We start from the raw sequence: 24,722 nt of genomic DNA on the forward strand, positions 1-24,722 counted from the left end.
AACTGGGCAATTATATACACGTATTACTGATCTAAAACGGATTTTGTTTTTAGGTATTCTTCAATTGAGGTTTCACCTGTTGCTAATCGTACCTTTAACTGTTCGATTGGGTTTAGGCTAGGATTATTGGTATTTTTGTGCTGATTTTTATTTTTATCTGACGAGCCACAACAACTCATTAAAATCCCTCCTTTTGAAGTATACTTATATTTTGACATATAATTTTGTGAAATCTGTGAAGTTCATGAAAATAACTTGGTCATTTTCCTAAATTAGAAATAGCTATTTAGCATCATATATTAAGGTAAAGAGTGGTTTCTCTACTCTTTATTTAAGAAAAGTGCAAGGCAATACACCAATCATAAAGAATATGCGTTGCAAACTTTGTCAACCATCTGTGTATACTTTTACTATTTTTAAAAACCAAAAAAAGCGAAAGAAATCGCTCTCTCACTTACAAAATTGTCATTTTTAAGCTTTTTTTAATTGAATAACATTTGAATCTTGACTCGGTTTATTTTTCAAACTTTCTAAATCTTGTGTTAATTTATGATTTTGCTCTATTAAATCTGCCATCTTGATTTGTAAAGCTTGTAAATCAGTTTGTTGTGTTTGTGTTTGATGTCCCTTTGACTCTTTATTTCCTGTGAACATTCCTTTCATACAGAATAACATCATAAGGGGACATGCAAGTAATAATAAAAGTGTCCAACTCATACTATTTAAAACCTCCTCGTTTGGTATTTAATTTTATTATAGACAAGGAATTTGAGGAAAGTGTGAAGAATTGAAATTTTATAATACCTTTACATTATTCAAAGGCTACATTCCAAAACTAATTCATGGCGACAATAAATCTCATATTTTTAATCGGATTCTGTCCGTTGTTTTTGTCTCTCATATACTGATTTTCTATAAATTATCCTATGTAATAATTTTTCACATAGGATGCATATATTTTATAAATACCTAAGTATTGATAGGAATGATGAAAAAATGGCTTTTAGTTTAGGGATTTTAGTTGTTGTATTATTAATTATCATATTATATATAGGGTTCATCAGTTTTTTAATCTTTCTTCTAAGCTTAATTCCAGTATTGAATATAACAATTGATAATTGGCTTTCTCTTTTTGCTTTTTCACTATGTATCATAGTATGGCTTATCCCCTATGTATTGATTAGTATATTTCAAAGTATTCCTATCAAAAATAAATTATTAAAAAGATTAACTAAAATAATTTCAGAACTATTAAGCACTTTTTTATTTACACTTTATGTACTGTTTTTAGACAAACATTTTATTAATTTATCGTTTTCAACTTTTGGAATAATATCAATTGTGATTTCTATTATATTTCTTACTGTAATCATTAATGAAGCTGGAGAGAGACTAAAAAATAAAAAGAGAAACATAGTAAATCCATTTCTATAAACGACCGTTTTTGGTTATAGAAAAGATATTCTCTAAAAATAATCAAAAACTACTAAAATACATAACCAAAAATATAACCAAAATCAAATTGCCAATATACCTATTTTAACCCCCTTTTTGGTCTAGTAAATGTACTAAGTAGGGGGGAATTTGTGTTGAAATTTGGATATGCACGGGTAAGCACACAAGATCAATCATTGTCATTACAGCTTGATGCTTTGAATCATTATGAAGTGGATCAGATTTTTGATGAAAAAGAATCAGGAAAGAGAAAATCCCATCCTCAATTGGACGAGCTTCTTAAAGTTCTGCGTAAGGGAGATACAGTGGTTGTCTATAAATTAGATCGTATCAGTTGGAGTACCATACATTTAATTGAAATTATGGAACAGTTTGAAGCAAAAGGAATCCATTTCGTATCTATTCAAGATAAAATTGACACAACAACAGCTATGGGGCGATATGCCTTGGGAGTACTTCGTAAACTCTATAGAAGAGGCAAAACAATTGTCGCGTCCAATGGATTACGATTACTTAGACTTACTAAAATTTCGCTTTAACTACTTACGTAAATATACCCCAACATTGTTAGAAGCATTAGAATTTAATTCTACAAAATCAGGTGAGCCAGTGATTCGTGCTATTGACACCGTTAAAGGGATGAACAGGCACAATAAACGAAAGGTTCCAGAAGGTGTTCCTTTGGACTTTGTTTCGAATCGTTGGCAAAAACATGTTTATGGTGGTGACGGGAATATTAATCGCCAATATTATGAGATGGCTGTTCTAACCGAGTTAAGAAATCTTGTACGCTCAGGTAACGTTTCTATTAAAGGAAGTCGGCATCACCAAGATTTTTATAATTATTTAGTTACAAAAGAAACATGGGAGCAAAACAAGCCATTAATGACTTACCACACCTCTTTCTGTTGATGAATACTTAACAGGAAAAATGGAGGGATTACTTTATCGTCTTGAATGGATTAAAGCAAATATCACAGAATTAGATGGGGTTAATTTTGAAGACGGACGGCTGCATGTCCATCGTTTGGAGAAAAACGTTCCAGAAATAGCACGAGAATATAGTTTATCTCTATATCTACTAGTACCCCGTGTAAAGTTGACCGATTTGCTTATGGAAGTAGCAAGTTGGACAGGATTCGATAAGCAGTTTCTTCATGCTCCCACGCTACATCCTCCAAAAGAGGAAGAAAAGCCAGCGATCATGGCAACCATTATGGCTATGGGAACAAACATTGGTCTTACTAAGATGACAGAAGCGACACAAGAAGTTTCTTACAGACAAATGTCCACAGCCTCACAGTGGCGTTTATATGAAGATGCCATGAATAAAGCCCAAGCTATTCTGGTGAATTTTCACCATAAGTTAAGTTTATCATCATACTGGGAAGACGTGACAACTTCTTCTTCAGATGGTATGCGTGTTCAAGTAGGAGTTTCATCTTTGCACGCTGATGCAAACCCCCATTATGGAACAGGAAAAGGCGCAACAATTTATCGATTTGTCAGTGATCAATTCTCTAGCTTTTATACAAAAGTGATTAACACAAACGCAAGAGATGCGGTTCATGTCATCGACGGATTGTTACATCATGAGACAGATTTGCACATTGAGGAACATTATACAGACACAGCTGGTTATCAATACCTTTTATAAAAAAATTGGAATTAAAGTGTGTTCTTTCATTGTAGACATGTATTTAAGGAATGATTTAAAAATGACTAACGGTTTTAAGTCGGTAGCCATCATCCTCCATTAAAGCCCCCGATTGTGGAATATGATTTTCTATTGAATAGTATATTTGTACTGCGAAGCAAAAGGTCCTGTTTAAATTACAGCCCTTGTTACACTAAAGGCATCCCGTTAACCATCCATGAAGCTTTGCTTCACTACAGAAAATGGAAGGGATGGATCATCCTGTCATGGTAGTAAACTGAATTAAAAAACGGCAAGTATAAAAGTGTACCTAATATACTTGCCATTAGCTATTTGACTGTAATGTTAATTCGTCTATATTTATAACAGCTTTCAATTGTTGTAACAAGTCCAATCCAATGATACCATCCAAATCAAAACCATAATTCATTGCACCAATTTCTAAAGCAAAATCTTCAGTTTGCATATCCCCAATGCTTACTGCATCAACCATTTTTGAATACACAAACTCTGATCCTCCAACACCACTAATGCGATATATCATGTCATTTTCTTCTGCTACAATACCGATTGACTCTGCTAAATCTGTTGATACAACTGTACTTCCTGAGCCAGTATCAACTAAGACACGTTGCAAATGAAGCAATTGTCCGTTAAATGTTAGTTCCATATCCGTAAGTAATAATCCATCTTCAATAATTAGTTTTTTCACTATCGCCTAACACCTACCCATTTTTTCTCAATGATATTAGGCTCCTTACGGCTAGTATGCAGAACATATAATTCCCGTCTAGGATCTTCTAGATGAATTTCTTGATATGCTTTCATAGCTTCTGGAGAATTAGAAAACTTTTTCAAGGGAGCAATCTCATCTAAAATACGCTCACTTTTCTCATTTGTATGTGCTTGAATAGCTTCTATTAAAACCCACTGTTCTGGAAACGCTTGACACACATCTTCCCACTTCATCTGAGTCACCTCCAAAATATTTACTTACATTGTATCATGATAAAGTAAAGATGTAATAACACAAATGAAAGGTCATTGTTTATTAAAAGTTTCCACCTTCTCACGTTCATCCCCAACATACTCACGTCTAGTTTTATCTAAACCAAAGATACCACCAGTATGTAGTAAACCACTTGCTAATTCTTTATATCTTTTTAATTTGGGTTCAATTAACTCAATGGAACGTAACCTTCCGGATTTTTTGTATACTTCAATATCAGCTTCCATTTTAAATATCTGTTCTTGATAATAGTCGAGAAAAGTTTTGTCAACGTGAAAACTTCGGCAGTTGTTTTTAATACATGGTGGTTCTAATGTCTGTTCAAGAAAATCACAATGAAGTTTTGGGCTTTTTACACAAGATCCATAATCTAAACGGATGGAGTCCATATTGTGACGTATCCACTCCAGTTCAACCCCATTTTCTTCAGCCTGTTGAGCTAAATCAGCGACAACAACTTCTCCATGAGTATCTAGTCTTACTGCGCCATTATCGCGAGCTTTTTCCCATTCATCACGGAGAGTCTGGTCATGAATTTGGGCATAGACTAATGTCATTTCAGGACTGGCATGTGCCATCAGTTTTTGAACATGAAGGATATTCATTCCGTTATTAATCAAATTAACACCGTAACGGTGTCCAAATGCATGATTTTTAAACCAATAAATTTCTCCATCCTTGTCCTTAATATTACATCTATTAGCTAGTTTATTAAGGTTTAGCTTAATGGAATCCTGCGATATGGGATTACCCATCCTTGTCCCTTTAAGTATTGGAAACAAATATTTCTTAGGGTTCGTGTCCAAAGTGGATCTCTTTTTTGTAAGCTCTTGCTGGGCTAAGACAACATTTGCAATTTCTTCTGAAATAGGAACTTTATGATTTTTATAACTCACTTTTCTTTGATTTCCAATAATCCACCAACCATCTTCTTGTTTCACTAAGCAGTCAATTTTAAGTGATAAAACGTCACAAATTCGAAAACCTGTAGCTTCCATTAGATACAAAGATGGTTGAACTGTTGGTGACAACCATGGTGATGACTTTTTCCGGTGTACAATTTCAACTGATTTTCCATTCTCTACAAGAAATGTTCGATATTCTGTTAGAAACTTTTCCTTCTGTATATCAATAATAGAATCTAAATTAACATAGTATCGAGTGTTGAATTCTGTAAAAACTTTAAGACATGGAGAATAATGCATGAAAGCATAGGTAATCGAAATCCTTGTCTCCTGTAATCCCTTATAAAAATAGTATTTTAGTTCATTTTTCAATCTAAGATTGTGTACCTTATCAAAAATCAATTTTCTATTCCAATCATAGTGTTTATCCAAGAAGGGACATTCTTGTACATTCCACACATCATTTGCCCAATATCCAAGTAATGGTTCATTTATCTGTTCCAAATGGTGGGGAAGGGGTTTAATTTCCAATTTGCTCTGTATCATTATTTATCTCTTCTTCCCATTTTTTTTTTGATTGAGCCTGTTCCCAGCTTCCACGTATGGTTTCATCAGATGCATGGATATAAGTCTGTATGGTGGTTTGAACGTGTGCATGCCCTAATAACCTTTGTATAATGGCAATATCTACTCCCGTTGCATGTAATTCTGTGGCATATGTATGCCGAAGATATGTGGGGTAAAATCAATTCCTGTTTTTTTCTTCATCCGTTTAATTAATGAACGTACAGAACCATCAGTCATTGGTTTACCACGATTTGGTCCAGTTAATATGATAAAAACATAATTGCTATCAATTTCGTAAGAATGATAGTCTATTAGATAATCTTGAAAAAGATTCATAGTCTCAATAGACACATAAACTTTTCGTTTTCTCCATCTGATGTTTTGGATTTCCTAACCGTAATAACGTTTTTACCTATATCAAAATCCTCTACCCACAGAGAAATGGCCTCTCCAATCCGTAATCCCCCTTCATATAATAAGCGGAATAATAATTCAACGTATATTGCCGCACGCATCATGGATCACTTGGATTTGATTTTTACTTAAAATTAAACTTACTACCGTTATGATTCATTTTTTAAACTTAAGAACAATAAAAGCGAAGGCAAATTGCTCCCTCGCTTAGATTTTAACTGTTTTGGGCTTTTTTTAGATTAATCACGTTTGAAACTTCACTCTTTGGATTTTTAAGATTTTCCATTTCCTGTGACAATTTGTTATTTTGTTCCATTAAATCTGCCATTTTAAGTTGTAATGATTGCAAATCAGATTGTTGCGTTAGATTTTCCTTAGATTCCTTTTTTCCTGAAAACATACCTTTCATACAGAATACCATCATAAGAGGACATGCTATCAATAACAAAAGTTCCCAACTCACACTCTACACCTCCTTTGTCCATATTCGTTTTAATATAGCCAAGGAATTTGTGGAAAGTGTGAAGAATCTAAAAAAACTTAATATTTAGATTTTTTGTATTTTTCAATAACCTAACCATTGGCTGAGCCACGTTTACTAAATAAACAACTAAGTATCGTTTATGCTAATGTTTTTAGTCCACAGGAAAAGCTCTTATCATATTGTAATAAGAGCTTTTATTTTAAGATAATAGTAACGATTCTATTTTCTCACGGTTTAAAGATTAACTATTTATAGGGTAGGAAGAAATGCGCAGGGCGTCCGGAACTAGACACTAAAATTAGATTAATTTTTTTCTTATCCTAATAAATACAAACAAGGCATTGGACTTTTGCCAACGCCTTGTTCCTTTTACAACAATCCTCTTTTAATTTAAAAGGTAGTAACAGAGCAACACCCTCTAATTTTATCTACTTCTTGGTGAATTTCTTCTTTTGATTCCGATTTTTCAATATTTGTACAGCAAGACTCAATTTCTCTCGCTCTTTCCGGTTCGATTGAACTGCAGCAACCTCTGATTTCATCTACTTCTTTTTGGATAGCTTCTTTTGAGTCAGCATTCTCAATGTTTGAACAGCATGCGTTGATTTTATCCCTCACATTACTCACCTCCTTCAAGACACTTCACAACTAGCTTACCCTTGATGGAATGTAGTATGTGTTACTTGATAAGAGAAATGATATAAGCTATCACACCAGCAAACAAAATACGTTATGTCACTTGCTTCGCCGATTTATTCGACACAACCCGCCACAGGAGAGAATCGTGAAGTTACATTACAAAACGCTCCTTCTAAAAAGCTAACAATAATTAAAACGGAAATTATCTTGCCAGCCATTTTACTATTAAGATAAATATCCTTGTAAAAACTGATTAATCTCAGCAAACACCTCATGAACATCTTGATTGCCGTTGATCGTTCGTAAAACCTTTTTATATCGGTAAAAATCAAGAAGTGGTTTAGTTTGTTTCTCATGTAGCTGTAAACGATTTTGGATTACTTTTTCCTGATCATCCTCTCGTCCACGTTCCGATAAACGTTGTAACAATGTCTCGTGCAACACGTCAAGATAGAATACAAACGTAACTGATAGATTTTTCCCGTCCAACAGCCGCTCAAGCTCCTTTGTTTGGCCAATTGTTCGTGGAAACCCATCTAAAATGATGCCCTGACTCAAATTCAATTGACCCAGTTTTTCACCGATCATTTGAACAGTTAATTCGTCAGGAACTAAGTTACCCAGTTCTATATATGACTTTACTTTTAAACCTAGTAAAGATTCCTTCTCTACTTCATCACGAAATATCTTTCCAGCAGACAGATTCGGAATGTTATACTTGTCGCTAATTAATTCAGCCTGTGTTCCTTTCCCAGAAGCAGGTGGTCCCATTAAAATTATGATCATTTATATTCACTCCGTTTGATATATATAAATATGTAGTATTAAGTATGCTTATTATCTAGTAACCCGAAGTGATGATAGGGGTTCCTATCGTAACATCTATTACATTATCCTCTTGATTTTTTCTAAGGCCTAACTGAAGATTAATTTTCTTATTATTTACCAATAGAGTTTGTGAATCCAAAAGGTTAGAATAGGCAGATAATGAAACGAAATCTTCTTCAATCAGCCCTTCAACAAATGTCCCAGAGAATTTACTTAATAGATCATTTCCCTCTTGCCTTATTTCGAGTCCATTTTTGTTTTCCATCGTTCCTGTAAGAGTATAGAAGACATCAGCTTCGTTAATTTCACTTGTAAAATTAGTGTTAATATATTCCCATACTTCATTACTCCAAATATCACCTTTAATCTCATAAGATTGATATATTTTGTACTTATTCCCTTCAAGAAAAGCGGTAACTTTAACTCTCATTTCAATATCTTTTGATTCTATTTGTTTGAAACCAACTGCAATATAGTGATGTTCTTCGTTTTCATCACTGCTATTATCCCACTTATATCCTTCTTCATTTCTTTTTATTTTCTCCATTTCTCTTTGAACATCTTTTTCACTCGTTGCTTCCTTAACCGGTTTCATAATATTGACTTTCCATGTTTTTAATGTTATTTCTTCTTCTTGGATACCTTTTATTAACTCTAGTAATTCCCTCGTTTTTACTTGGCTATTAGCCTCTTTATTTGTATAAACGCTAAAGACTACTAGGATTACTAATAAAATTTTAATAGATTTCATAATAAAATCACCTCAAAATTATTCTTGCCATTTTTCGAGGTGAGTATACATACATTTCTATTAATCTTTTAACTTGTAGGATGTTTACGACTTAGCGGCTGGGGATCATCTTATGAGATACAGCCTTAGATCAAGAGGGATATAACTTTTGATAATACAAAAATGCTCATGTGCTGTGGTTTAGTACAAATAAGCACATGAGCTAAACGTATAAGTAAGCCCATTTATAATAGGTGCCCTACGTTTTAATTAAACAATAAAAACACAATCTAAAAGGCTAGAATCTGGTAATTGTTTTATAAAAACCAATAAGTGAATGTATCGTTAATACCCGCTAATAAGAATATGATTGCAGCAAACTTTGTTAACCATCGATTCAATGATTTCGTTTTTTTAAAGTATTTCTGTTTTATGATATCAGAACTATCTACTAAAATAAGTACAAAGAAAATTAATGGAATCGTTGTTCCGATTGCAAAAATTGCAGGCAATAGTATTCCTCCTGGCGTCTGTATACCTAATGGAACTAAAAGTCCAAAAAAGAGCCATACTAATGTCGGACAAAAGGCGAGTGCAAAAGCGACACCAAAACTAAACGAACCTATAGGGGACCCCTGGGGAATCTTGCTTTTCAGCCACTGACTAAGCCTTATACCAAACGAGGGGCGAAACCGAGAAAACCCGAGAAAATATAGCCCTGCCAAAATCATTATCGGACCAATCGCCTTCCTAACAGTGATTATTAAAGAGGCATTTCCATTCACTGTGGTTAACTGAACTCCTAAATAAATCGCAACCCCTCCAACAAGCGTATAAATCAATGTTTTACCCGTGATAAAGGCAAACGTTTGAATTAAGGTCTGTCTTTTATTTGTCGCATCCCGTGAAACAAATGCTAGCGCACTGGCATTTGTTGTCACTTGGCAAGGTGATGTGGTTGCAGCTAACCCCAGTAACAATGCTGTCAAAATAGGGATATTCCACTGATCTGTAAGGTTAAGGATTGGGCCAGCTACCTTTGTTCCTAATTGTGTTAAAAATGTATACCATTGCAAACTTAAATTATGGAGAAGTTCCTCCATTTCAATCCCCTCACTTTATAACGGACTTTCCAAGTATTTATTAACTACTTCAATAATAAATGACCACACTATTTACTATTGAATCATAGATTGAAGTAACAATATCTGACTTTATCCCACGCTTAAGGGGCAGTAAAAAACACACTAATTGAAGTTTCACTTTATTTATTATTTGAACATTCAATAGCTAGAAAAAGCCCTTTATAGTAGGAATCTACTTTTTCAATGGATAAATGGGCCTGTTCAACTAATTCCAAAGTATTGCGGTTTAAATGACAGCCATCACAAATGTGTTTCCAAGCCGGAGTTAAAAGATCTTGTGTTTTTCCTAAAAATGATTGTTCCATTCTTACATGTTCAAAAAATAGGAATTTTGCGCTAGGTTTACTTACACGTTTGATCTCTTTTAAGGCTTCCAAAGGTTTAGAAATGGTACAAAATACTAACGTTCCAACAACAGTATCAAAGGTATCATCTGGAAAAGGCAATTTCTCTGCTTTTAATTTGTAGGTTTGTATCGGAACGTTGGTTTGACTTTTTCTTTTTAACGACTTTTTTACCATCCAAGAATTCGGCTCAACTGCATCCACTTGAGTAGCATTTTTATAATATGGGAAATTTACTCCTGTTCCAGAACCAATTTCTAGTACCCTTCCCTCTGCCTTACTAATTAGATCTTCTCTAATTTTTTTAAACGTAGTTTGTTCAAGTGGCTTCATTGCCACATCATAAATTGACGGAAACCATTTCCCCACTATTCACACCTCTTTTATTAACCTATTATTCTAAAACGTAAAAAAACGCAAATAATGCCCATAAAAAGAGGACCTTTCTCTTAGGTACTGCTATTACTAACAAAGGGATATCACTTAATATATGGCTTTATTATAGATTATAAATTTGTTAAAACTGTGAAGATAGAATTTTCATCAAAATAACAACTAATGTTGCTACAATTTTATAGTGTTCATCAGCAGTATACGATTAACTTAAAACAAAAAATACTCGATTAGCCTTCAAACTTAAATTTAATACTCCTTCCATATAGCTAAATAGTATAAATACACTCACTATCAACCAGATAATGCACTAGCCGCCGCTTGTATTCGGTAGCGGTAATATCACTTCAAACATTGTTCCTTCACCTTTTGTACTTGTCACTTTGATATTCCCACCATGTACTTCAACAAAACCTTTTGCAATTGAAAGACCAAGTCCCGCCCCGCCTTCATCACGTTTACGCGATTCATCTGCACGATAAAAGCGCTCAAAAATAAAGGGGAGTTTTTGTTCATCAATACCAGGTCCTGTATCTTGAAAACTAAGAACAACTGATTTCCCTTCAATTTTTACACTAACAGTGACCGTTCCATTTTCAGGTGAATATCGAAGTGCATTTCCAAGAAGATTAACAACAACTTGGGTCAAACGATCACGATCTATTTCAAGAAATATGTGGGTAGAACTTTTATTGAAATGAAGTCTAATTACTTTTTCCTCTGCAAACCATTGAAACTGAGATAGAATTGATTCAATAAATCCATTTATTTCTGTTTGCACTTTGTGAAGTGGTAATGTTCCAGACTCTGCAAGACTAAGCTGCTGCAAGTCATTAACAAGCCTTGAAAGGCGATATACTTCATCACTTACGTGCAAAATCACCTCTTCTGTTGCTTCTAATGCTCCAGTTTGAACAGATTCTAGTTTTGCTCTGATGATAGAAAGTGGCGTTCTCAGCTCATGGGCAACATCAGCAACGAGTGATTTCCGTATCCGCTCCGTGCGTTCAAGTGTTTCTATCATCTGGTTAAAGGCTTCACCAAGCTGCTCGAATTCATCTTTTGAATCTATCGTTACCCTGAATGTAGTATCACCTTTTGAAACATGCAAAATGCCTGATACGAGCTGTGAAAGCGGTCTAGTTATTTTCTTAGAAAGAAAGAATCCAATTATCAACGTAATCAAGCCAGCAAATAGAAAACCAAACAGGATCGTTAAATTGACCGATTGGACAAATTTCTGTTCAAGGCGAGTAACAGATGGGCTTTTTACTGGATACGCAATAAAGGTTCCAATCGTTTTACCATTTATTTTTAGAGGCTCTTTGATTGATAGCTGTTTGTTTTTTTCCTTGTCTTCTGTTGTATTTGCTACTATTTCACCTGAAGTATTTAAAATAATGATTCCAACAGTTCCTTCCATATGCCCAGTCATATTACCCATATTCATATTCATTCGGTTTGAAAACTCAAGAATTCGCTCAACACCTTCGAGTGATCCTGTTGAGACATAGTACGAGATTACAGCCTGTTTAATCATTCCGACCGTCATTTGATCACTTTCAGACAGATAATTTTCAAATATTTTTTCTACGCGTGATTGAAAGAACAGAGATTGAAATAGCCCCATGAAAAGAATCACAGCAGTTAATGAGATAAGCACCTTCCCCCTAAGCTTCATGCTCTCCTCCAAAACGGTAACCAATCCCGTAAACGGTTTGGATAGCAGCAGACGATCCAAGCTCTGTTAACTTTCTTCTTAAATTACTGACATGGGTGTCAATCGAACGTTCATAATTAACAAACGCCTCACCCATCGCAATGTTCATAAGCTGTAATCTGCTATAAACCCGACCAGGTTTCTCTGCAAGTGTAGCTAGAATTTTAAATTCTGTAGGGGTTAAATTGACCCTAGCGCCATGGAAAAAGACCTCATATGTGGAAAGGTTAATTTTTAAATCGATTTGCTGAATCCATTCATCCTCTGCTTGTTCACTAGACGTTCTCCTTAGGACAGCTTTCATTCTTGCAACAACCTCACGCAAACTAAATGGTTTTGTGATATAGTCATCTGCACCAAGTTCAAGTCCTAGCAGTTTATCTATCTCATCTGTTTTAGCTGTTAGCATAATGACTGGGGTTCTATCTTTAGCCATTCGCAGTTCACGTAACGTCACATATCCATCCTTTTCAGGCATCATGACATCAAGTAAAATGATATCGACATTTTGGTGCTCTACAAGGAGACGCAACGCCACATCCCCATTACGAGCAGTTAGCGTTTGGTAACCTTCATTTTCTAAAAATGTTGCAATTGATTCTCTCAATTCGTCTTGATCATCTACAATCATCACTGTTTTTTTCATCGGAAAAGTTCCTCTCATATCCACTTATATTTTCAATTCTTATACGAAGTAACAAACATAAACCTTGATAGAAGTTTATCAAGGTTTATTCTCTATAATCAAATTTAATTCGTATCTGTCAACTCATGTAATCGTTGTCTGTACTCCTCTGTATCAATTTCCCCCTGGGAGTATCTCTGTCTTAGTATATCAACTGCTTTGTCAGTTTTACTTGATTTATCACCTGGTGATAATTTTTGTATCGCTAAAACAATTAACCAAATGATTAGACCCCAGAACACTATCATAAAAATTCCACCAAACATCATCATTGGCAAACCACCCCCTAAACATTCCGTGCCACTATTCCACATCATACTGGCCACCTCTCTTCTTTAATCATTAATTGTTTTCATCTAAAACCTTGTTACAAGCAAACATCCCTGAAGTATTCAGCATCATCTCCATATTTTTACTCATGGAAAGAAGCATCTCTTTTTGTTGTTCGGTTATCACATTTCCATCTTTCTCAAATTGTTTAATGTCTTTTTGAACGACCTTCTCCAGCTCTTTCGTCAATTTCTCTGTCTTTACGCCTTGCTCCTCTGCAATCTTCGCAAGAGATTTTCCGCTTTGGAGTTCATTTTTAAGTTGATCTGTTGTCATGCGTAAAGTCTTGGCAACTTCATTAAAAATATCAGCCATTAAATCATCCATAATAGACATTGTATTCATCATACCCATTCCATTCGAATCACCCATCATATTCATCATTCCTGAGCCTTGGCTCGAACCCATCATATATGAAGTTGTATCATTCATACCTGCATTAGAACTGGCATATGAAAAGACGGATCCTCCAGTCATTGACCCTACCGCAAATGCTCCGACAAATCCTGCTACTAGTAACCATTTTTTCATTAGTAATCACTCCTGTTTTAAAATTATTAGTGGAAAGTGAATTTCCTTTCCCTTATTAACAATATAAACAATCAATTTTCAGAACTTATCAGGAGAATGTCAAGAACTTGTTAAGATTTATGATAAACAGAAATTATGTTGGGGATATTAATATAAACTGATTGGCAAAGGGAGGAAAGTTAAGTGAAAATCAAAAGAAAACTAGTCACTGTTGTTTCAGTCATCCTACTTCTTACAGGCTGTGGTGGCATGTATGGAAATGGTAACAATGAGATGATGAATTCAGGAGGTATAAACGCAAACATGGTAGCAAATATGATGGCAACACCAGAAATGCAAGATGCGATGGTCAGTGTAATGAGTTCTCCTGAGATGCAGGACCAAATGGTGGAAATGATGAAACAACCTGAAATGCAAGAAACAATGATCGAGATCATGAATGATCCGGAAATGCAGAATACCATGATAGGTGTTATGAAAAGACCAGAGATGCAAGATGCAATGGTCGAGATTATGCAAACTCTTGAAATGAAAGAATTATTAAAAACTGTCCTTAATGAAGATTAAAGCAAACCAAGGCTGACCCTCAAAGCTAATAAACTTTAAAGTCAGCCTCATGTTTTATATAATGATTCAAGCTAGATGTATCTAATAATAACCATGTATAGAACATATCCAATCCCTACCAGGAACAGTAGTCTTTGCGATGGTCAAAGATTACCCCAAATATGCCTCATTTTGCTCCCCCTTATTGGTTTAAGGTATAAACGATTATCTATAAAATGTAATCTATGTTTCCTTGTTCACGTACAAAATATTCTTTAAATGATTTCTTCATAAAAGCAGCTACTGGACCTGTGACGGGAACTTTACTCCGAGTTCCACCCCAAATTGTATCAGCCTCAATATAGGCCGCATTGTCTCCACCCATCTCCATCACACATAGTACTTCAGGTGTATAAAGTGCATTTGCATTGCTGACTCTCAATTCATGAGCAATATTTCGGGCAATTACTTTTGCACCAGCCATTGCATTATGCCCCATTTTCGGACCTACCATCTGTATCATATCCCCAGTTGCAAAGACATTTGGATAGTGAACCGAACGCAGTTGTTCGTTAACTGGAACAAATCCACCCTCACCTACCAGACCACTTCCTTGTAGTCCCTTTGGACCTTCGTATGCAGGCATGATAAACGACAATTGACTTTCCAAAGCATGACCATCTTTAAACCGAACTTCATTTTCTGCTATTTCACTTAACTCTACGTTGACATGAAGATGAATGTTATGTTTTTCAAACTGCTCTTTGACAAAATCTTGAACTACTGGCCCGCCCGGGGCAAAAGCAACAGGCTTAGCGGTAAAATAATGAAATTCTGTTTGATCCCTTTTACCCTTTTCACGAAGATAATGATCGAGTTGGAATAAAACTTCAAGAGCCGGTCCTTCGCAAGGACTATTTTGAGCTACACCAGCTACGAAAGTTCCACCTTTAAAAGATGAAATCGCTTTGCGTAGCTTTAAAGCCATATCGATTGTTTGCAATGAATGACCGTAATCCTTAAATCCAGGAATCTTTTCATATGCAAAATGTGCACCCATCGCCATAACAAGATAATCGTAGTCAATCGTTTGGTCTGAAGAATAGACTTTCTGTTCTTTAGGGTCAACCTTTTCAATTTCACCAGCTAAAAAGTCAATATTTCTCTTGTGTAGCAACTCAGGTAATGACAGAACAATTTCTTCGGGATTAATATGACCAAGTGCCACACCTGGGAAGGCAGCACGCATATAGAACTTGTCCAGATTTGAAATTAACAAAATATCATGTTCATTCCCTAATTCATTTCGAAGGGACTGTGCAGCAACTATTCCCCCGAATCCTCCACCTGCTATAATAATTTTCGCCATGCAATATCATCTCCTTATTATTTTATACTCCCTATGGTATCTAAAAAATGTGATGAAAGTGTTAAGAAATGAAATTTTCGTAGTACCTTTTTCTATTGTTTATATTAGCTCATTATATGAAGAAGCACTCAATATCTTATTTTTCCCATTACATTAAAAAATAAACAGCATTAGCCTTAACAACCCATTACTAGAACATCAATAATGGAAAATCCTTTTATAAAAGAATCCATTACTTCTGCAATACTTGCAATTTTGGCACTATCACTAAAAAGCTTAGTCATCTAGTCGTTCATATTAGACATCGCCCCCATCATCTCGGTCATATTTCCCATCATATCTAATCCACTAGAATCGCCCATCATGTTTAGCATTCCTGAGCCTTGATTAGAATTCATCATTCCATTTTGACCCATCATATTTGGAAATTTATTATTAATATCGCTGTTAGAACTTGCATATGAAAAGACTGACCCCGTAGTCATTGCCCCAACTGCAAATGCTCCGACTAACCCTGCTATTACTAATAATTTCTTCATTTGTTATCACTCCTGTATAAAATATTAAGTGGAAAGCGTTAATCCTCCCTCTTTTTAACAATATAAACAATCAATTTTCAGAACTTATGAGGAGAATGTCAAGAATTTGTTAAGCTTTATGATAAACGAAAATCATGTTGGGGATATAGATTGTTATAGGGAGCAAATTTAAAGAAAATCTAAAGACAACTAGTGACTGTTATTTCAGTCTTCCTACTTCTTTCCGGTTGTGGGGCATTTATGGAGGTGGTTACAATGAGATGATGAATTCAGGAAGCATAAACGCTAAAATGATAGCGTTATGAAAAGACCCGAGAGTACAAGAGGCCATGATTGATTTGATGCACCCCCCGTCTATTATGTTAATTTCCCTTGCTAAAGTACCATTGTAAAATCATCTAAGATTCCTATTATAATTATAAGAGTATTATCCATTCTGTTTTAAAACAAAAAATATAAAAAGGGAGAGATTAAATCTCTCCCAGAATTTATTTTCTACCCTGCGCAACAAGATAATTTACTTACATCTTTATCCAATGTTAAGACTGCTAGTTTCAAACCTTCAGACATCGTTAGATAAGGAGCCATCGTATTTCTTAAATCATCAGCAGTTAGACCGAACTGAACAGCTAATGTCGCCCCATAAATAACATCTCCGGCATTTTCTGCAACGACATGTGCACCGAGGATTTTCTGAGTTTGGTTATCAACAACCAGTTTAAAAACTCCATTAGTTTCACGGTTTACTAGTGCTCTAGGTACACTATCTAGTGGAAGTACGGAAGTCTTTACATCATATCCTTGATCCTTGGCTTGTTGTTCAGTCAATCCAACTGTGGCAATGGATGGGTTAGTAAATGTTACTCCAGGTACAAAGCGTAGATCCACTTTCTTATTGGCAGCTCCTAGTGCGTTTTCTACAACAATTCCACCTTCGTATGCTGCGACATAAACAAATTGCGGGCCTAATGTCACATCACCTGCTGCATAGATGTTAGGATTGTTCGTTTGTAGGTAGTCATTGACAACAACTTCTCCTCTTTTACCTACTTCTACACTTGCAGCCCCTAAATTGAGTGTTCTAGTGTTCGGTCTTCTTCCAGTAGCAACCAATAACTGATCGGATTCAATGACTCTTTCTTCACCATTCACTTCAATAATGACTTTTTTCGTATCACCAACTTGTTCCACCTTTTTGTAAGTGACTCCTGTTATAAAGTTTAACCCTTGCTCGGTGAAGGCTTTATCGACTGCTTCTGAGATTTCTGGATCGTATTCTTTCAAAAGTCGTTCACTTCGTTGCATCAAAGAAACTTCTGCTCCTAAGTTGTTAAACAGTTGTCCTAACTCCATTGCAATATATCCAGAACCGATTACAGTCAACTTTTTCGGAACTTCCTTTAACTCTAAAGCCGTTGTGCTTGTGAGAAAGTCCACCTCTTTTAAACCAGGAATATCTGGAATAGACGGAGAGGCCCCTGTTGAAATTAGGAATTTGTTTGCTGTATATCTTTGTCCGTTAACTTCAACTGTTTTTTCATCAATAAAGGAAGCCTCACCACGAATCAAATCAATACCATATTCATCGATAAGATCTACATATTTTTGTTGTCTCATACCCTCAACGAGTTTATCCTTTTGGTCAGATAATGTAGCCATATCCACTGATTCCGCTTTTGTATTCAAACCAATAAAAGGGTTATTTCCTGCCAAATGATTGATTTCGCCGGCACGAAGCATTGTTTTAGAAGGTACACATCCTATATTGACACACGTCCCGCCAATGATACCTCGCTCAACCATGGCCACTTTAGCCCCTTTTTCAACTGCTTTAATTGCTGCGGAGAAGGCTGCACCACCTGAGCCAATAATGAAAAGATTATATTCACTGTCTTTGTTATTAAAAGCAACATCGTTGTCATCAACTTCAATTTCTGCATCACCAGCCTGATAACCTAATTCGTTCACTGCCTTTTTTGCCTTTTCTATATTATCTTTAGCAATTTCAAATGTCGCTTCCCCTCGACGAAAATCGGCTGTTGGATTACTGGCTCCAGCATTTCTCAAAGCATCTGTTACGTGATCCTCACATCCAGTACATGTCATTCCTTCAACAGGAACGGTTACTTTTACTTTATTACTCATATTGGAAAACTCCTTTTAAGTTTTTTTAAACAATTTTATTTTCAACTAACCTTTTGATACTATTTCCTATCCTTGTATCAAGTCTTAACTTTCCCATTCTTTTTCACTCATATCTTTTACAACAATTGAAAAACTAATTTAAATCAGTGTATCGTTTCTTCGTTAACCCAGTCTTTCGTCGATAAATTATTACTACAATACTAACGAGAACTAATACTATAGATATAACCTGTGCAATACGTAATGATTCAGTGAGCATCAAGCTATCGGTACGCATACCTTCAATAAAGAAGCGTCCAATAGAATACCAAATGATATATGTGAAAAATAGTTCTCCACGTCTTAAGTTAACCTTCCTCAAGCTTAAAAGTAGGACAAAGCCAATTAAATTCCATATTGATTCATATAAAAAGGTGGGGTGGTAGTACACTCCATCAATATACATCTGGTTAATAATAAATTCTGGTAGATACAATCCTTCAAGAAATTCACGGGTAACAGGCCCACCGTGAGCTTCCTGATTCATAAAATTACCCCAGCGACCGATTGCCTGTCCTAAAATAATACTAGGTGCAGCGATGTCCACCAACTTCCAAAATGATATTTTTTTAATTTTTGCAAAAAAGTAACCTGTTAAAGTCGCACCGATAAGCGCTCCATGAATTGCAATACCACCCTCCCAAATTGCAATGACATCACTGAGGTTATCTTTGTAATACTCCCATTTGAAAGCTACATAGTACACTCGTGCAGAAATTAACGCAATCGGAATTGCGAAAAGTAACAGATCAGAAAATGTATCCTTCGGTAAACCTCTTTTTTCACTTTCTCTTTGAGCAATTATGAATCCAAGTAAAGCACCAAATCCGATAATGATTCCATACCAATAAACAGTCAGAGGGCCAAGTTCAAATGCTACTCTGCTAAGCGGTTCTATATTCATATTAAAAACTCCTTTTCTCCATTTTATTTATTAAGCTAAAAACAGTTGATAAAATACTAAATATACTGTTGCTAAAAGAATGATAATCCCTGCAACCTTTTCCATCTTACCGCTCCATCTTTTTGCAACATCCTTAAGAATAGTGCTCGCTCCTAGTGCTACAAGCGTCAGAATAATTCCTTTCCCGACGGTATAAACGGTAAGTAACAAAGCACCGTGAACAATACTTCCTTGTGCTGCAACATAGGTGATAATCATCACAAAAATCGGGATTGTACAAGGAGTAATTACGAGGCCAAATGGTAGTCCCAGTGTAAATGCTCCTAGCATTGTATCCGGCTTTTTCCCATTAACAGTAAACAGTCTTGGTATCTTTAGATTAATAACACCTAACAATTGCAGCCCCATTAAAAGTCCAATAAAAGCCGGGATCCATAAGTCTAGACCAAACCCTGTAAATACCTTCATAATTTCCTTGCCGATAAAGGCTGCAATGACTCCCATAACGGCAGATGTGATCATCATGCCAAGGACAAAACTCCACGTGATCCGTAACGCCTTTCCCTTTCCTTCATTGGAATGTTTCCCCATGTATCCGCCAAACATGATAAGAATAGGGATGTAACAAACACTAATCGCACTTAAAATTCCACCTAAGAGGACAAGAAAATAAACAAAAAAACTAGCTGTTTCTATTCCTGCAAGACCTTCATACACAATCTCCACTATTTTACCTCCATGACCTCTCCTACTTCATATCCAACATCGGCAATTGCTTGTTTTATCTGGTCAATAGTCACTTGACTAGGATCAAACACAACAGTCGCCCGGTCTTTTGACAAATTGACCTCAAAATCAATAACCCCCTTTGTCTTCTTTAGCCCTGAACTTACTGCGTACTCACAATTAGGACACGACATCCCAAGGTCAGTTAAGATTACCTTTCTCTGATTCGATGTTGCTTTTATGGAAGCCTCCTCCCCCGACAATTCGGTACTTCCACCAGGAACAAGGTTAACTTCGGTTGTCTGTTTTTCTCTCTCCTCAGATGAAGAAGAACCCCCAATCGTAGTACTAGTGTTCAATGAGGTGTAGACAACACCACCTATAAATAAAGCAACAACGACCAACCAGACAATTTTCTTCATCTATTCCACCCACAATTACCAGGATTTAATTCTTGTACACTCACTAATTTGTTTCGCATTATCTCTCACTAATTCCGAAGCAAGCAAAATAATTTGTTTAACTCTCTCATCTTTAATCTGGTAATAGACATACTTTCCTTCTTGACGGGTATCGACATACCCACACCATTTCAGGCAGGCTAACTGATTTGACACCTGGGATTGCTTTAATTGAAGCTCTTCCACCAATTCACTTACATTTTTTTCTTTATCTAAAAGGGAAAGAGCTATTTTAAATCGTGTTGGGTTCGCTAGCCCGTGGAAGAACTTGGCGTAGATTTCTGAGCTTATTTCATTACGTAACTCTTGACTTGGATGCATCGAAACACTCTCCTTTGCTATTTAAAAAATATTGAATCTACTATTATGTTCACCATGTTCTAAAGTAGTGTTCCGCCAGTACCAAATGACCAATAATATACAAGATATAATCCAGTTAAGAAGATAATTAGAGCTGAAATCTTCTCAATAACAGGTATATATTGTCGTAAAAACCTTTGAACGTATTGTCTTGATATTAACGATGCTATTGTGATTGCCGTTACAACAAGGCCCATTCCTATTGAATAAATAACGAAATTAATAATAATTGAAATGATCGTATTTTCATTAATTGATTGAGAAATGACTAACAGAAATGCAGGTAATGTACAACTTAAGGATGCTAACGCATAGGCTATACCATATAAAAACACAGACCATTTACCTGGCTTTACTTGAAATGAAACGGTTTTGATTGGTAACTGTTTTCCTATTAACATACCTAAACCAAATAATGTGAGTAAAATAGCGATAATCAATGAGAGGAGAGGTAAATATTCCACTAACCCTCTACCAAGAAAACTAATTGTAAACCCGGCTGCTACAAAAATGATTAAAAAACCAATAGTCATAGAAAGCCCTAATCCCATTCCCCTTATAATCGCTGACAAATTTGACATTTTTTTATCATCGGCACCAACTAGATAGGAGATATAAGAAGGTAACAAGGCAACACCACAGGGATTAAAAGCTGCTACAATTCCTGCTGTAAATACAAGCCAAAGTGAGATACCCATTATTCCACCCCAATTTGAGCCAAAGCCTCTTGAACTTCCTTTAATGAGGGATTGACCGTTCTAAAAACTTCTACCTGATTTTGATCCACTAGTACTGTCTCTTGCAATTCTTTTACTCTAAATTCACTGGTAATTGTCCGATCTTTATCATCCAATATATGAGGCCAATTTCCACCGTAGTTTTTTTGAAATTCAGCAAGACCCTCCATGGTATCCATGTATGGATCGAGGTCTACCGTAATAACTTGAACATCAGGATACAGTCTGGTCACTTCATTAAGCATCATTTCCCCCTCATAACAAGTCGGACATGAAGCCGACATAAAATACACCAAACTTGGTTGTTCATCAGATAACTGTACCCTATTCCCATTAATATCTTTAGCATCTATGCTCAATTGATTTTCACTGTCGTTAGTAGTTGATGAGCATGCTGTTAATACTAGCAAAAGAATTAATAGAGGTATTAATGTTAAACGAGCTTTCATTTATCGTACCCCCTATATAGACACATAGATTTCACAATACATTTTCATATTTAAATATTTTAATATGAAAACAAAGAAGTTCTTTTCAATCTTTATTATAAACAATAGTTTTGAAGAAAGTGTGAAACTTATAGAGTTTTATATAAAAATGGAAATACATTAAAAAAGTTCACAATCGCTTTTTGTAAAGATAAAACTAAAAAAAGGGCCATTTAAAATGAGAAATGTAAACTCAAATATTTTTTCTCCTACAAGGTACCCCTCTTAACATATCTTAATTACTTCACGATTCTCAATAATGGGAGACAAGTAAATAAGAAAATAGTAATTATTCATTTCTATCTCAAAATGGTTGTTAACGTCTTAAACGTTTGTTTCCATTCCCACAATAATTCAGGCAATACAAGGTAAAACGCTTCTTTGATTGGACATTTACCATCCCCATTTTTTAAAACTTAAAGACTTAATTATGTAGATATTTTTAATAACAGCTGTCAACATAGCGTTCCTCTTTAAAGTCAATAATTTCACTCTTTAATTCATACACCTGTTCATCGAGTTACCCAATTAAAACACAATCCGATATTTGGGCCAATGCCTAATATGTAAAAAAAGTAACTATACCAATTTTTTCAATAAAAAGTTCACGTTTTTATCAGATTTCTACCTTTACTATCAAAATTTCCTAAGCAAAGATGACCTCGGTTCAATTTACCAAGGTCATCTTATTAAAGAAATTTTTGTATTAATATAAATACTCCCACCAGGAGCCAAATCAAAACCCCGGGTCATATTAGAGGTGACAATTTACTCCGGGGTTTGTTATTATTAATCCCTCAAGTACCAGTACTACAATACTTATTTTCCATATATAGTTCCTACCCTTAATTTTTATGAGCCTGATATAACTTTCTTACTAATTAGCTGTTATACCTGAAGCACTCTATATTGCCCTCCACCAAGTAAGGACTTGGTATAATCAATTTTTACATTATCAAAATAAATTTTATCTCTTTCATTTACTAAAAACTGAATCCCACTTTGTTCTGTAATTTCATCACTTTCTAAAGCTGACTCCTCCAGAGCCAGTCGGAGCTGTGGTCCCCCTCAGCCAATCCCCATTGTCAAACGGATAAATGGCTTTTTTCCTTCCTTAATAATATCTTTTAGGCTATTCGCAATTTTGAGTGGAAAACCCCTTCATTTAACAACTTACAAGGGTAGTAGTTTCAATTGGGCTTGTCAAGGAAAGCACTTGACAAGCCCAATTGAAACTACTAAATGGTCTGTAAGTTAAATGAAGGAGTTACTCTGATAACTCTGTTACCCTTAGGTTCAACCCACCGGCAATAAGATAGATCATTGTTATTAAGTTTTTAGTTGAACGGTATCCTCTTGCTTGTCGTTTGGCTGCTTGGATTAATCCGTTTGTTGCCTCAAGTATGCCATTATTGATACGACTCTTAAACCATTGAAGGATACCACCACGATGCTTGTGTACACTTTTGGCCACCTTCACCATATCAGGAATCTGGGATCGTCTTGCCCAAGAAAGCCATTCATCCAAATAGGCTTCTGCTTCGGAGACATCCTTTTGCCAGAACCGTTGAAATGCTACTTTCAGTTGATAGGCTTTCGCCGTCTTTAGGTCTTGATCCTTTAATTTAAGCAATGTTTCTTTTTGTTTCGTGTTTAAATTGTCTTCATTTTTTATCCATGCATACCGGCTATTTTTTAACTCGGGATGATCTTTTTGCTCTTTACGACGTGTTTCATCCACCGCCTCATTAATCATCTTCATGACATGAAATTTATCGAAGGTAAGGGAGGCTTTTGGGAACTGTTCTTCAGCCCCCTTGATAAAGGCTGGAGACATGTCAATACTGAATTCTTTAATATTATCGGGGTGGCCGCCATGAACCATTAAATCATGTTTAAATCCCTTTAATGTATGTTGATCTTTGCCCTCTGTAACAGAAATAACCTTACGCTCTTCAAGATCCATGAAGATAGAGACATATTCGTGCCCTCTTTTTCTGGATGTTTCATCAAATCCTACCTGCTTTACAGAGGAATAGTCTTCTCTTTCGCGTGCTTCATTTACATAATGATGAAGGATTGGCCAAAGAGTTGTATCATGTTCACCAACAAGATTTGCCACCTTTTTAACGGGCATAGCTTTCATTAGAAGGATGACGAACGCTTCAAAGTACACAGAGAAACCAGACCGTTCACGGGCCCAATTTGGTTTTATTGTTTTAGCAGATCCGTCACATTCTGGACAATCTGTACGTGGTAGTCTTGCATGAAGATAGGCTTGGTACTGAAAGAAATTTAAGTGTCTCCATGTTCGTTCACGTCCATGGTCATAAATACGGGCGGGACTGCCACAAGTAGAACACTCAAATTTGCTGCCTTTTACCGTTGAAGCATATATGTGTAATTCTTTATCATCGGGATTGAATTCTACATGATCTACTTTCCATCCAGGGCCTAAATTTAGTGCCATTTGTAATAACTCATTTTCTGTCATTTTTAAACTACCGCCTTATCAATTATATTGGTAGTATCATTGTTGACAGATTAATTCCATACTAAACTGCGATGAACC

The 24,722-nt window shown here is 35.6% G+C and carries 30 protein-coding genes and 1 pseudogene; 3 read left to right on the plus strand and 28 right to left on the minus strand.

Annotated elements, in window-relative coordinates; genetic code table 11:
• Window positions 1-23: 23 nt before the first annotated feature.
• The gene (locus tag PY093_RS13580) at window positions 24-179 is read right to left on the minus strand and encodes a hypothetical protein (protein ID WP_275646400.1); all 156 of its coding nucleotides are present in this window, start codon (window positions 177-179) and stop codon (window positions 24-26) included.
• Window positions 180-471: 292 nt separating this feature from the next.
• On the minus strand, window positions 472-717 hold the full coding sequence (locus tag PY093_RS13585) for a DUF2933 domain-containing protein (protein WP_275646401.1): 246 nt from the start codon (window positions 715-717) through the stop codon (window positions 472-474).
• An 869-nt stretch (window positions 718-1,586) separates the two neighbouring features.
• Here PY093_RS13585 and PY093_RS13590 point away from each other — a divergent pair.
• Both PY093_RS13590 and PY093_RS13595 read left to right on the plus strand, forming a co-directional pair.
• Complete coding sequence (locus PY093_RS13590) at window positions 1,587-1,994, plus strand: recombinase family protein (protein ID WP_481769301.1); 408 nt, start codon at window positions 1,587-1,589, stop codon at window positions 1,992-1,994.
• Window positions 1,897-3,097 (plus strand): annotated as a pseudogene (locus PY093_RS13595) (Tn3 family transposase); the annotation flags it as partial. The gene PY093_RS13590 and the pseudogene PY093_RS13595, both read left to right, overlap by 98 nt.
• A 340-nt stretch (window positions 3,098-3,437) precedes the next feature.
• On the opposite strand, the gene PY093_RS13600 reads toward PY093_RS13595, so the two are convergent.
• The 16 genes from PY093_RS13600 to PY093_RS13675 all read right to left on the minus strand — a co-directional run bounded on the left by PY093_RS13600 (window position 3,438) and on the right by PY093_RS13675 (window position 13,836).
• Window positions 3,438-3,824 carry a retropepsin-like aspartic protease gene (locus tag PY093_RS13600; protein WP_275646402.1) on the minus strand — a complete coding sequence of 129 codons (387 nt, stop codon included), beginning with the start codon at window positions 3,822-3,824 and terminating at the stop codon, window positions 3,438-3,440.
• The gene (locus PY093_RS13605; protein ID WP_275646403.1) at window positions 3,824-4,081 is read right to left on the minus strand and encodes a hypothetical protein; all 258 of its coding nucleotides are present in this window, start codon (window positions 4,079-4,081) and stop codon (window positions 3,824-3,826) included. Before PY093_RS13605 ends, PY093_RS13600 begins: the two co-directional genes overlap by 1 nt.
• A 72-nt stretch (window positions 4,082-4,153) precedes the next feature.
• Window positions 4,154-5,572 carry a tyrosine-type recombinase/integrase gene (locus PY093_RS13610; RefSeq protein WP_275646404.1) on the minus strand — a complete coding sequence of 473 codons (1,419 nt, stop codon included), beginning with the start codon at window positions 5,570-5,572 and terminating at the stop codon, window positions 4,154-4,156.
• Window positions 5,547-5,711, minus strand: a complete 165-nt coding sequence (locus PY093_RS13615; RefSeq protein WP_345774241.1) for a hypothetical protein — start codon at window positions 5,709-5,711, stop codon at window positions 5,547-5,549. The genes PY093_RS13610 and PY093_RS13615 overlap by 26 nt, the downstream gene beginning before the upstream one ends.
• Window positions 5,712-5,713: 2 nt before the next feature.
• The gene (locus PY093_RS13620; RefSeq protein ID WP_275646405.1) at window positions 5,714-5,929 is read right to left on the minus strand and encodes a site-specific integrase; all 216 of its coding nucleotides are present in this window, start codon (window positions 5,927-5,929) and stop codon (window positions 5,714-5,716) included.
• The gene (locus PY093_RS13625; protein ID WP_345774240.1) at window positions 5,926-6,111 is read right to left on the minus strand and encodes a tyrosine-type recombinase/integrase; all 186 of its coding nucleotides are present in this window, start codon (window positions 6,109-6,111) and stop codon (window positions 5,926-5,928) included. The genes PY093_RS13620 and PY093_RS13625 overlap by 4 nt, the downstream gene beginning before the upstream one ends.
• 110 nt (window positions 6,112-6,221) lie before the next feature.
• Window positions 6,222-6,470 carry a DUF2933 domain-containing protein gene (locus tag PY093_RS13630; RefSeq protein WP_275646407.1) on the minus strand — a complete coding sequence of 83 codons (249 nt, stop codon included), beginning with the start codon at window positions 6,468-6,470 and terminating at the stop codon, window positions 6,222-6,224.
• Between the two features lie 411 nt (window positions 6,471-6,881).
• A complete protein-coding gene (locus PY093_RS13635) occupies window positions 6,882-7,109 on the minus strand; it encodes a hypothetical protein (protein ID WP_275646408.1) in 228 nt (75 codons plus the stop codon).
• 246 nt (window positions 7,110-7,355) lie between these two features.
• A complete protein-coding gene (locus PY093_RS13640; protein WP_275646409.1) occupies window positions 7,356-7,916 on the minus strand; it encodes an adenylate kinase in 561 nt (186 codons plus the stop codon).
• Between the two features lie 55 nt (window positions 7,917-7,971).
• Entirely contained in the window at window positions 7,972-8,709 is a 738-nt protein-coding gene (locus tag PY093_RS13645) for a YwmB family TATA-box binding protein (RefSeq protein ID WP_275646410.1), read from the minus strand.
• A gap of 296 nt (window positions 8,710-9,005) precedes the next feature.
• Entirely contained in the window at window positions 9,006-9,791 is a 786-nt protein-coding gene (locus tag PY093_RS13650) for an urease accessory protein UreH domain-containing protein (protein WP_275646411.1), read from the minus strand.
• Between the two features lie 161 nt (window positions 9,792-9,952).
• Window positions 9,953-10,546 (minus strand): class I SAM-dependent methyltransferase, encoded by a 594-nt coding sequence (locus PY093_RS13655; RefSeq protein WP_275646412.1) that lies wholly within the window; start codon window positions 10,544-10,546, stop codon window positions 9,953-9,955.
• Window positions 10,547-10,880: 334 nt separating this feature from the next.
• Window positions 10,881-12,251, minus strand: a complete 1,371-nt coding sequence (locus PY093_RS13660) for a sensor histidine kinase (protein WP_275646413.1) — start codon at window positions 12,249-12,251, stop codon at window positions 10,881-10,883.
• Complete coding sequence (locus tag PY093_RS13665; protein WP_275646414.1) at window positions 12,241-12,936, minus strand: response regulator transcription factor; 696 nt, start codon at window positions 12,934-12,936, stop codon at window positions 12,241-12,243. The genes PY093_RS13660 and PY093_RS13665 overlap by 11 nt, the downstream gene beginning before the upstream one ends.
• Before the next feature lie 104 nt (window positions 12,937-13,040).
• On the minus strand, window positions 13,041-13,292 hold the full coding sequence (locus PY093_RS13670) for an SHOCT domain-containing protein (protein WP_275646415.1): 252 nt from the start codon (window positions 13,290-13,292) through the stop codon (window positions 13,041-13,043).
• 25 nt (window positions 13,293-13,317) lie between these two features.
• Window positions 13,318-13,836, minus strand: coding sequence for a hypothetical protein (locus PY093_RS13675; protein WP_275646416.1), 519 nt, complete (start codon window positions 13,834-13,836; stop codon window positions 13,318-13,320).
• 183 nt (window positions 13,837-14,019) lie between these two features.
• Between PY093_RS13675 and PY093_RS13680 the strand changes: the two genes are divergently transcribed.
• Window positions 14,020-14,403, plus strand: a complete 384-nt coding sequence (locus PY093_RS13680; RefSeq protein WP_275646417.1) for a GerD family protein — start codon at window positions 14,020-14,022, stop codon at window positions 14,401-14,403.
• Window positions 14,404-14,611: 208 nt separating this feature from the next.
• Here the strand turns inward: PY093_RS13680 and PY093_RS13685 are convergent, their stop codons facing one another.
• The 10 genes from PY093_RS13685 to PY093_RS13730 all read right to left on the minus strand — a co-directional run bounded on the left by PY093_RS13685 (window position 14,612) and on the right by PY093_RS13730 (window position 24,644).
• Window positions 14,612-15,751, minus strand: a complete 1,140-nt coding sequence (locus tag PY093_RS13685) for an NAD(P)/FAD-dependent oxidoreductase (RefSeq protein ID WP_275646418.1) — start codon at window positions 15,749-15,751, stop codon at window positions 14,612-14,614.
• A 284-nt stretch (window positions 15,752-16,035) separates the two neighbouring features.
• The gene (locus PY093_RS13690) at window positions 16,036-16,290 is read right to left on the minus strand and encodes a hypothetical protein (protein ID WP_275646419.1); all 255 of its coding nucleotides are present in this window, start codon (window positions 16,288-16,290) and stop codon (window positions 16,036-16,038) included.
• A gap of 495 nt (window positions 16,291-16,785) precedes the next feature.
• On the minus strand, window positions 16,786-18,435 hold the full coding sequence (gene merA, locus PY093_RS13695) for a mercury(II) reductase (protein ID WP_275646420.1): 1,650 nt from the start codon (window positions 18,433-18,435) through the stop codon (window positions 16,786-16,788).
• A 133-nt stretch (window positions 18,436-18,568) separates the two neighbouring features.
• Window positions 18,569-19,378, minus strand: coding sequence for a prolipoprotein diacylglyceryl transferase (gene lgt, locus PY093_RS13700; protein WP_275646421.1), 810 nt, complete (start codon window positions 19,376-19,378; stop codon window positions 18,569-18,571).
• 30 nt (window positions 19,379-19,408) lie between these two features.
• Window positions 19,409-20,104 (minus strand): cytochrome c biogenesis CcdA family protein, encoded by a 696-nt coding sequence (locus PY093_RS13705; protein WP_275646422.1) that lies wholly within the window; start codon window positions 20,102-20,104, stop codon window positions 19,409-19,411.
• Entirely contained in the window at window positions 20,104-20,526 is a 423-nt protein-coding gene (locus tag PY093_RS13710; RefSeq protein ID WP_275646423.1) for a heavy-metal-associated domain-containing protein, read from the minus strand. Before PY093_RS13710 ends, PY093_RS13705 begins: the two co-directional genes overlap by 1 nt.
• A gap of 15 nt (window positions 20,527-20,541) precedes the next feature.
• A complete protein-coding gene (locus PY093_RS13715; protein ID WP_275646424.1) occupies window positions 20,542-20,886 on the minus strand; it encodes an ArsR/SmtB family transcription factor in 345 nt (114 codons plus the stop codon).
• 59 nt (window positions 20,887-20,945) lie between these two features.
• On the minus strand, window positions 20,946-21,623 hold the full coding sequence (locus PY093_RS13720; protein ID WP_275646425.1) for a cytochrome c biogenesis CcdA family protein: 678 nt from the start codon (window positions 21,621-21,623) through the stop codon (window positions 20,946-20,948).
• Entirely contained in the window at window positions 21,623-22,111 is a 489-nt protein-coding gene (locus tag PY093_RS13725) for a TlpA family protein disulfide reductase (protein ID WP_275646426.1), read from the minus strand. The genes PY093_RS13720 and PY093_RS13725 overlap by 1 nt, the downstream gene beginning before the upstream one ends.
• A gap of 1,306 nt (window positions 22,112-23,417) precedes the next feature.
• Window positions 23,418-24,644, minus strand: coding sequence for an ISL3 family transposase (locus PY093_RS13730; protein WP_275645129.1), 1,227 nt, complete (start codon window positions 24,642-24,644; stop codon window positions 23,418-23,420).
• Window positions 24,645-24,722 lie beyond the last annotated feature (78 nt).

Source organism: Cytobacillus sp. S13-E01 (assembly GCF_029193815.1).
In the GTDB taxonomy this organism is placed as follows: domain Bacteria; phylum Bacillota; class Bacilli; order Bacillales; family Bacillaceae_L; genus Bacillus_BV.

Coding starts and splice junctions, on each gene's coding strand:
- PY093_RS13620 (WP_275646405.1), bottom strand. CDS start 5,929: ATGAATCTTTTTCAAGATTATCTAATAGACTATCATTCTTACGAAATT.
- PY093_RS13675 (WP_275646416.1), bottom strand. CDS start 13,836: ATGAAAAAATGGTTACTAGTAGCAGGATTTGTCGGAGCATTTGCGGTA.
- PY093_RS13690 (WP_275646419.1), bottom strand. CDS start 16,290: ATGAAGAAATTATTAGTAATAGCAGGGTTAGTCGGAGCATTTGCAGTT.
- PY093_RS13605 (WP_275646403.1), bottom strand. CDS start 4,081: ATGAAGTGGGAAGATGTGTGTCAAGCGTTTCCAGAACAGTGGGTTTTA.
- merA (WP_275646420.1), bottom strand. CDS start 18,435: ATGAGTAATAAAGTAAAAGTAACCGTTCCTGTTGAAGGAATGACATGT.
- PY093_RS13625 (WP_345774240.1), bottom strand. CDS start 6,111: ATGATGCGTGCGGCAATATACGTTGAATTATTATTCCGCTTATTATAT.
- PY093_RS13650 (WP_275646411.1), bottom strand. CDS start 9,791: ATGGAGGAACTTCTCCATAATTTAAGTTTGCAATGGTATACATTTTTA.
- lgt (WP_275646421.1), bottom strand. CDS start 19,378: ATGAATATAGAACCGCTTAGCAGAGTAGCATTTGAACTTGGCCCTCTG.
- PY093_RS13710 (WP_275646423.1), bottom strand. CDS start 20,526: ATGAAGAAAATTGTCTGGTTGGTCGTTGTTGCTTTATTTATAGGTGGT.
- PY093_RS13665 (WP_275646414.1), bottom strand. CDS start 12,936: ATGAAAAAAACAGTGATGATTGTAGATGATCAAGACGAATTGAGAGAA.
- PY093_RS13670 (WP_275646415.1), bottom strand. CDS start 13,292: ATGATGTGGAATAGTGGCACGGAATGTTTAGGGGGTGGTTTGCCAATG.
- PY093_RS13730 (WP_275645129.1), bottom strand. CDS start 24,644: ATGACAGAAAATGAGTTATTACAAATGGCACTAAATTTAGGCCCTGGA.
- PY093_RS13645 (WP_275646410.1), bottom strand. CDS start 8,709: ATGAAATCTATTAAAATTTTATTAGTAATCCTAGTAGTCTTTAGCGTT.
- PY093_RS13580 (WP_275646400.1), bottom strand. CDS start 179: ATGAGTTGTTGTGGCTCGTCAGATAAAAATAAAAATCAGCACAAAAAT.
- PY093_RS13610 (WP_275646404.1), bottom strand. CDS start 5,572: ATGATACAGAGCAAATTGGAAATTAAACCCCTTCCCCACCATTTGGAA.
- PY093_RS13585 (WP_275646401.1), bottom strand. CDS start 717: ATGAGTTGGACACTTTTATTATTACTTGCATGTCCCCTTATGATGTTA.
- PY093_RS13715 (WP_275646424.1), bottom strand. CDS start 20,886: ATGCATCCAAGTCAAGAGTTACGTAATGAAATAAGCTCAGAAATCTAC.
- PY093_RS13640 (WP_275646409.1), bottom strand. CDS start 7,916: ATGATCATAATTTTAATGGGACCACCTGCTTCTGGGAAAGGAACACAG.
- PY093_RS13720 (WP_275646425.1), bottom strand. CDS start 21,623: ATGGGTATCTCACTTTGGCTTGTATTTACAGCAGGAATTGTAGCAGCT.
- PY093_RS13725 (WP_275646426.1), bottom strand. CDS start 22,111: ATGAAAGCTCGTTTAACATTAATACCTCTATTAATTCTTTTGCTAGTA.
- PY093_RS13685 (WP_275646418.1), bottom strand. CDS start 15,751: ATGGCGAAAATTATTATAGCAGGTGGAGGATTCGGGGGAATAGTTGCT.
- PY093_RS13660 (WP_275646413.1), bottom strand. CDS start 12,251: ATGAAGCTTAGGGGGAAGGTGCTTATCTCATTAACTGCTGTGATTCTT.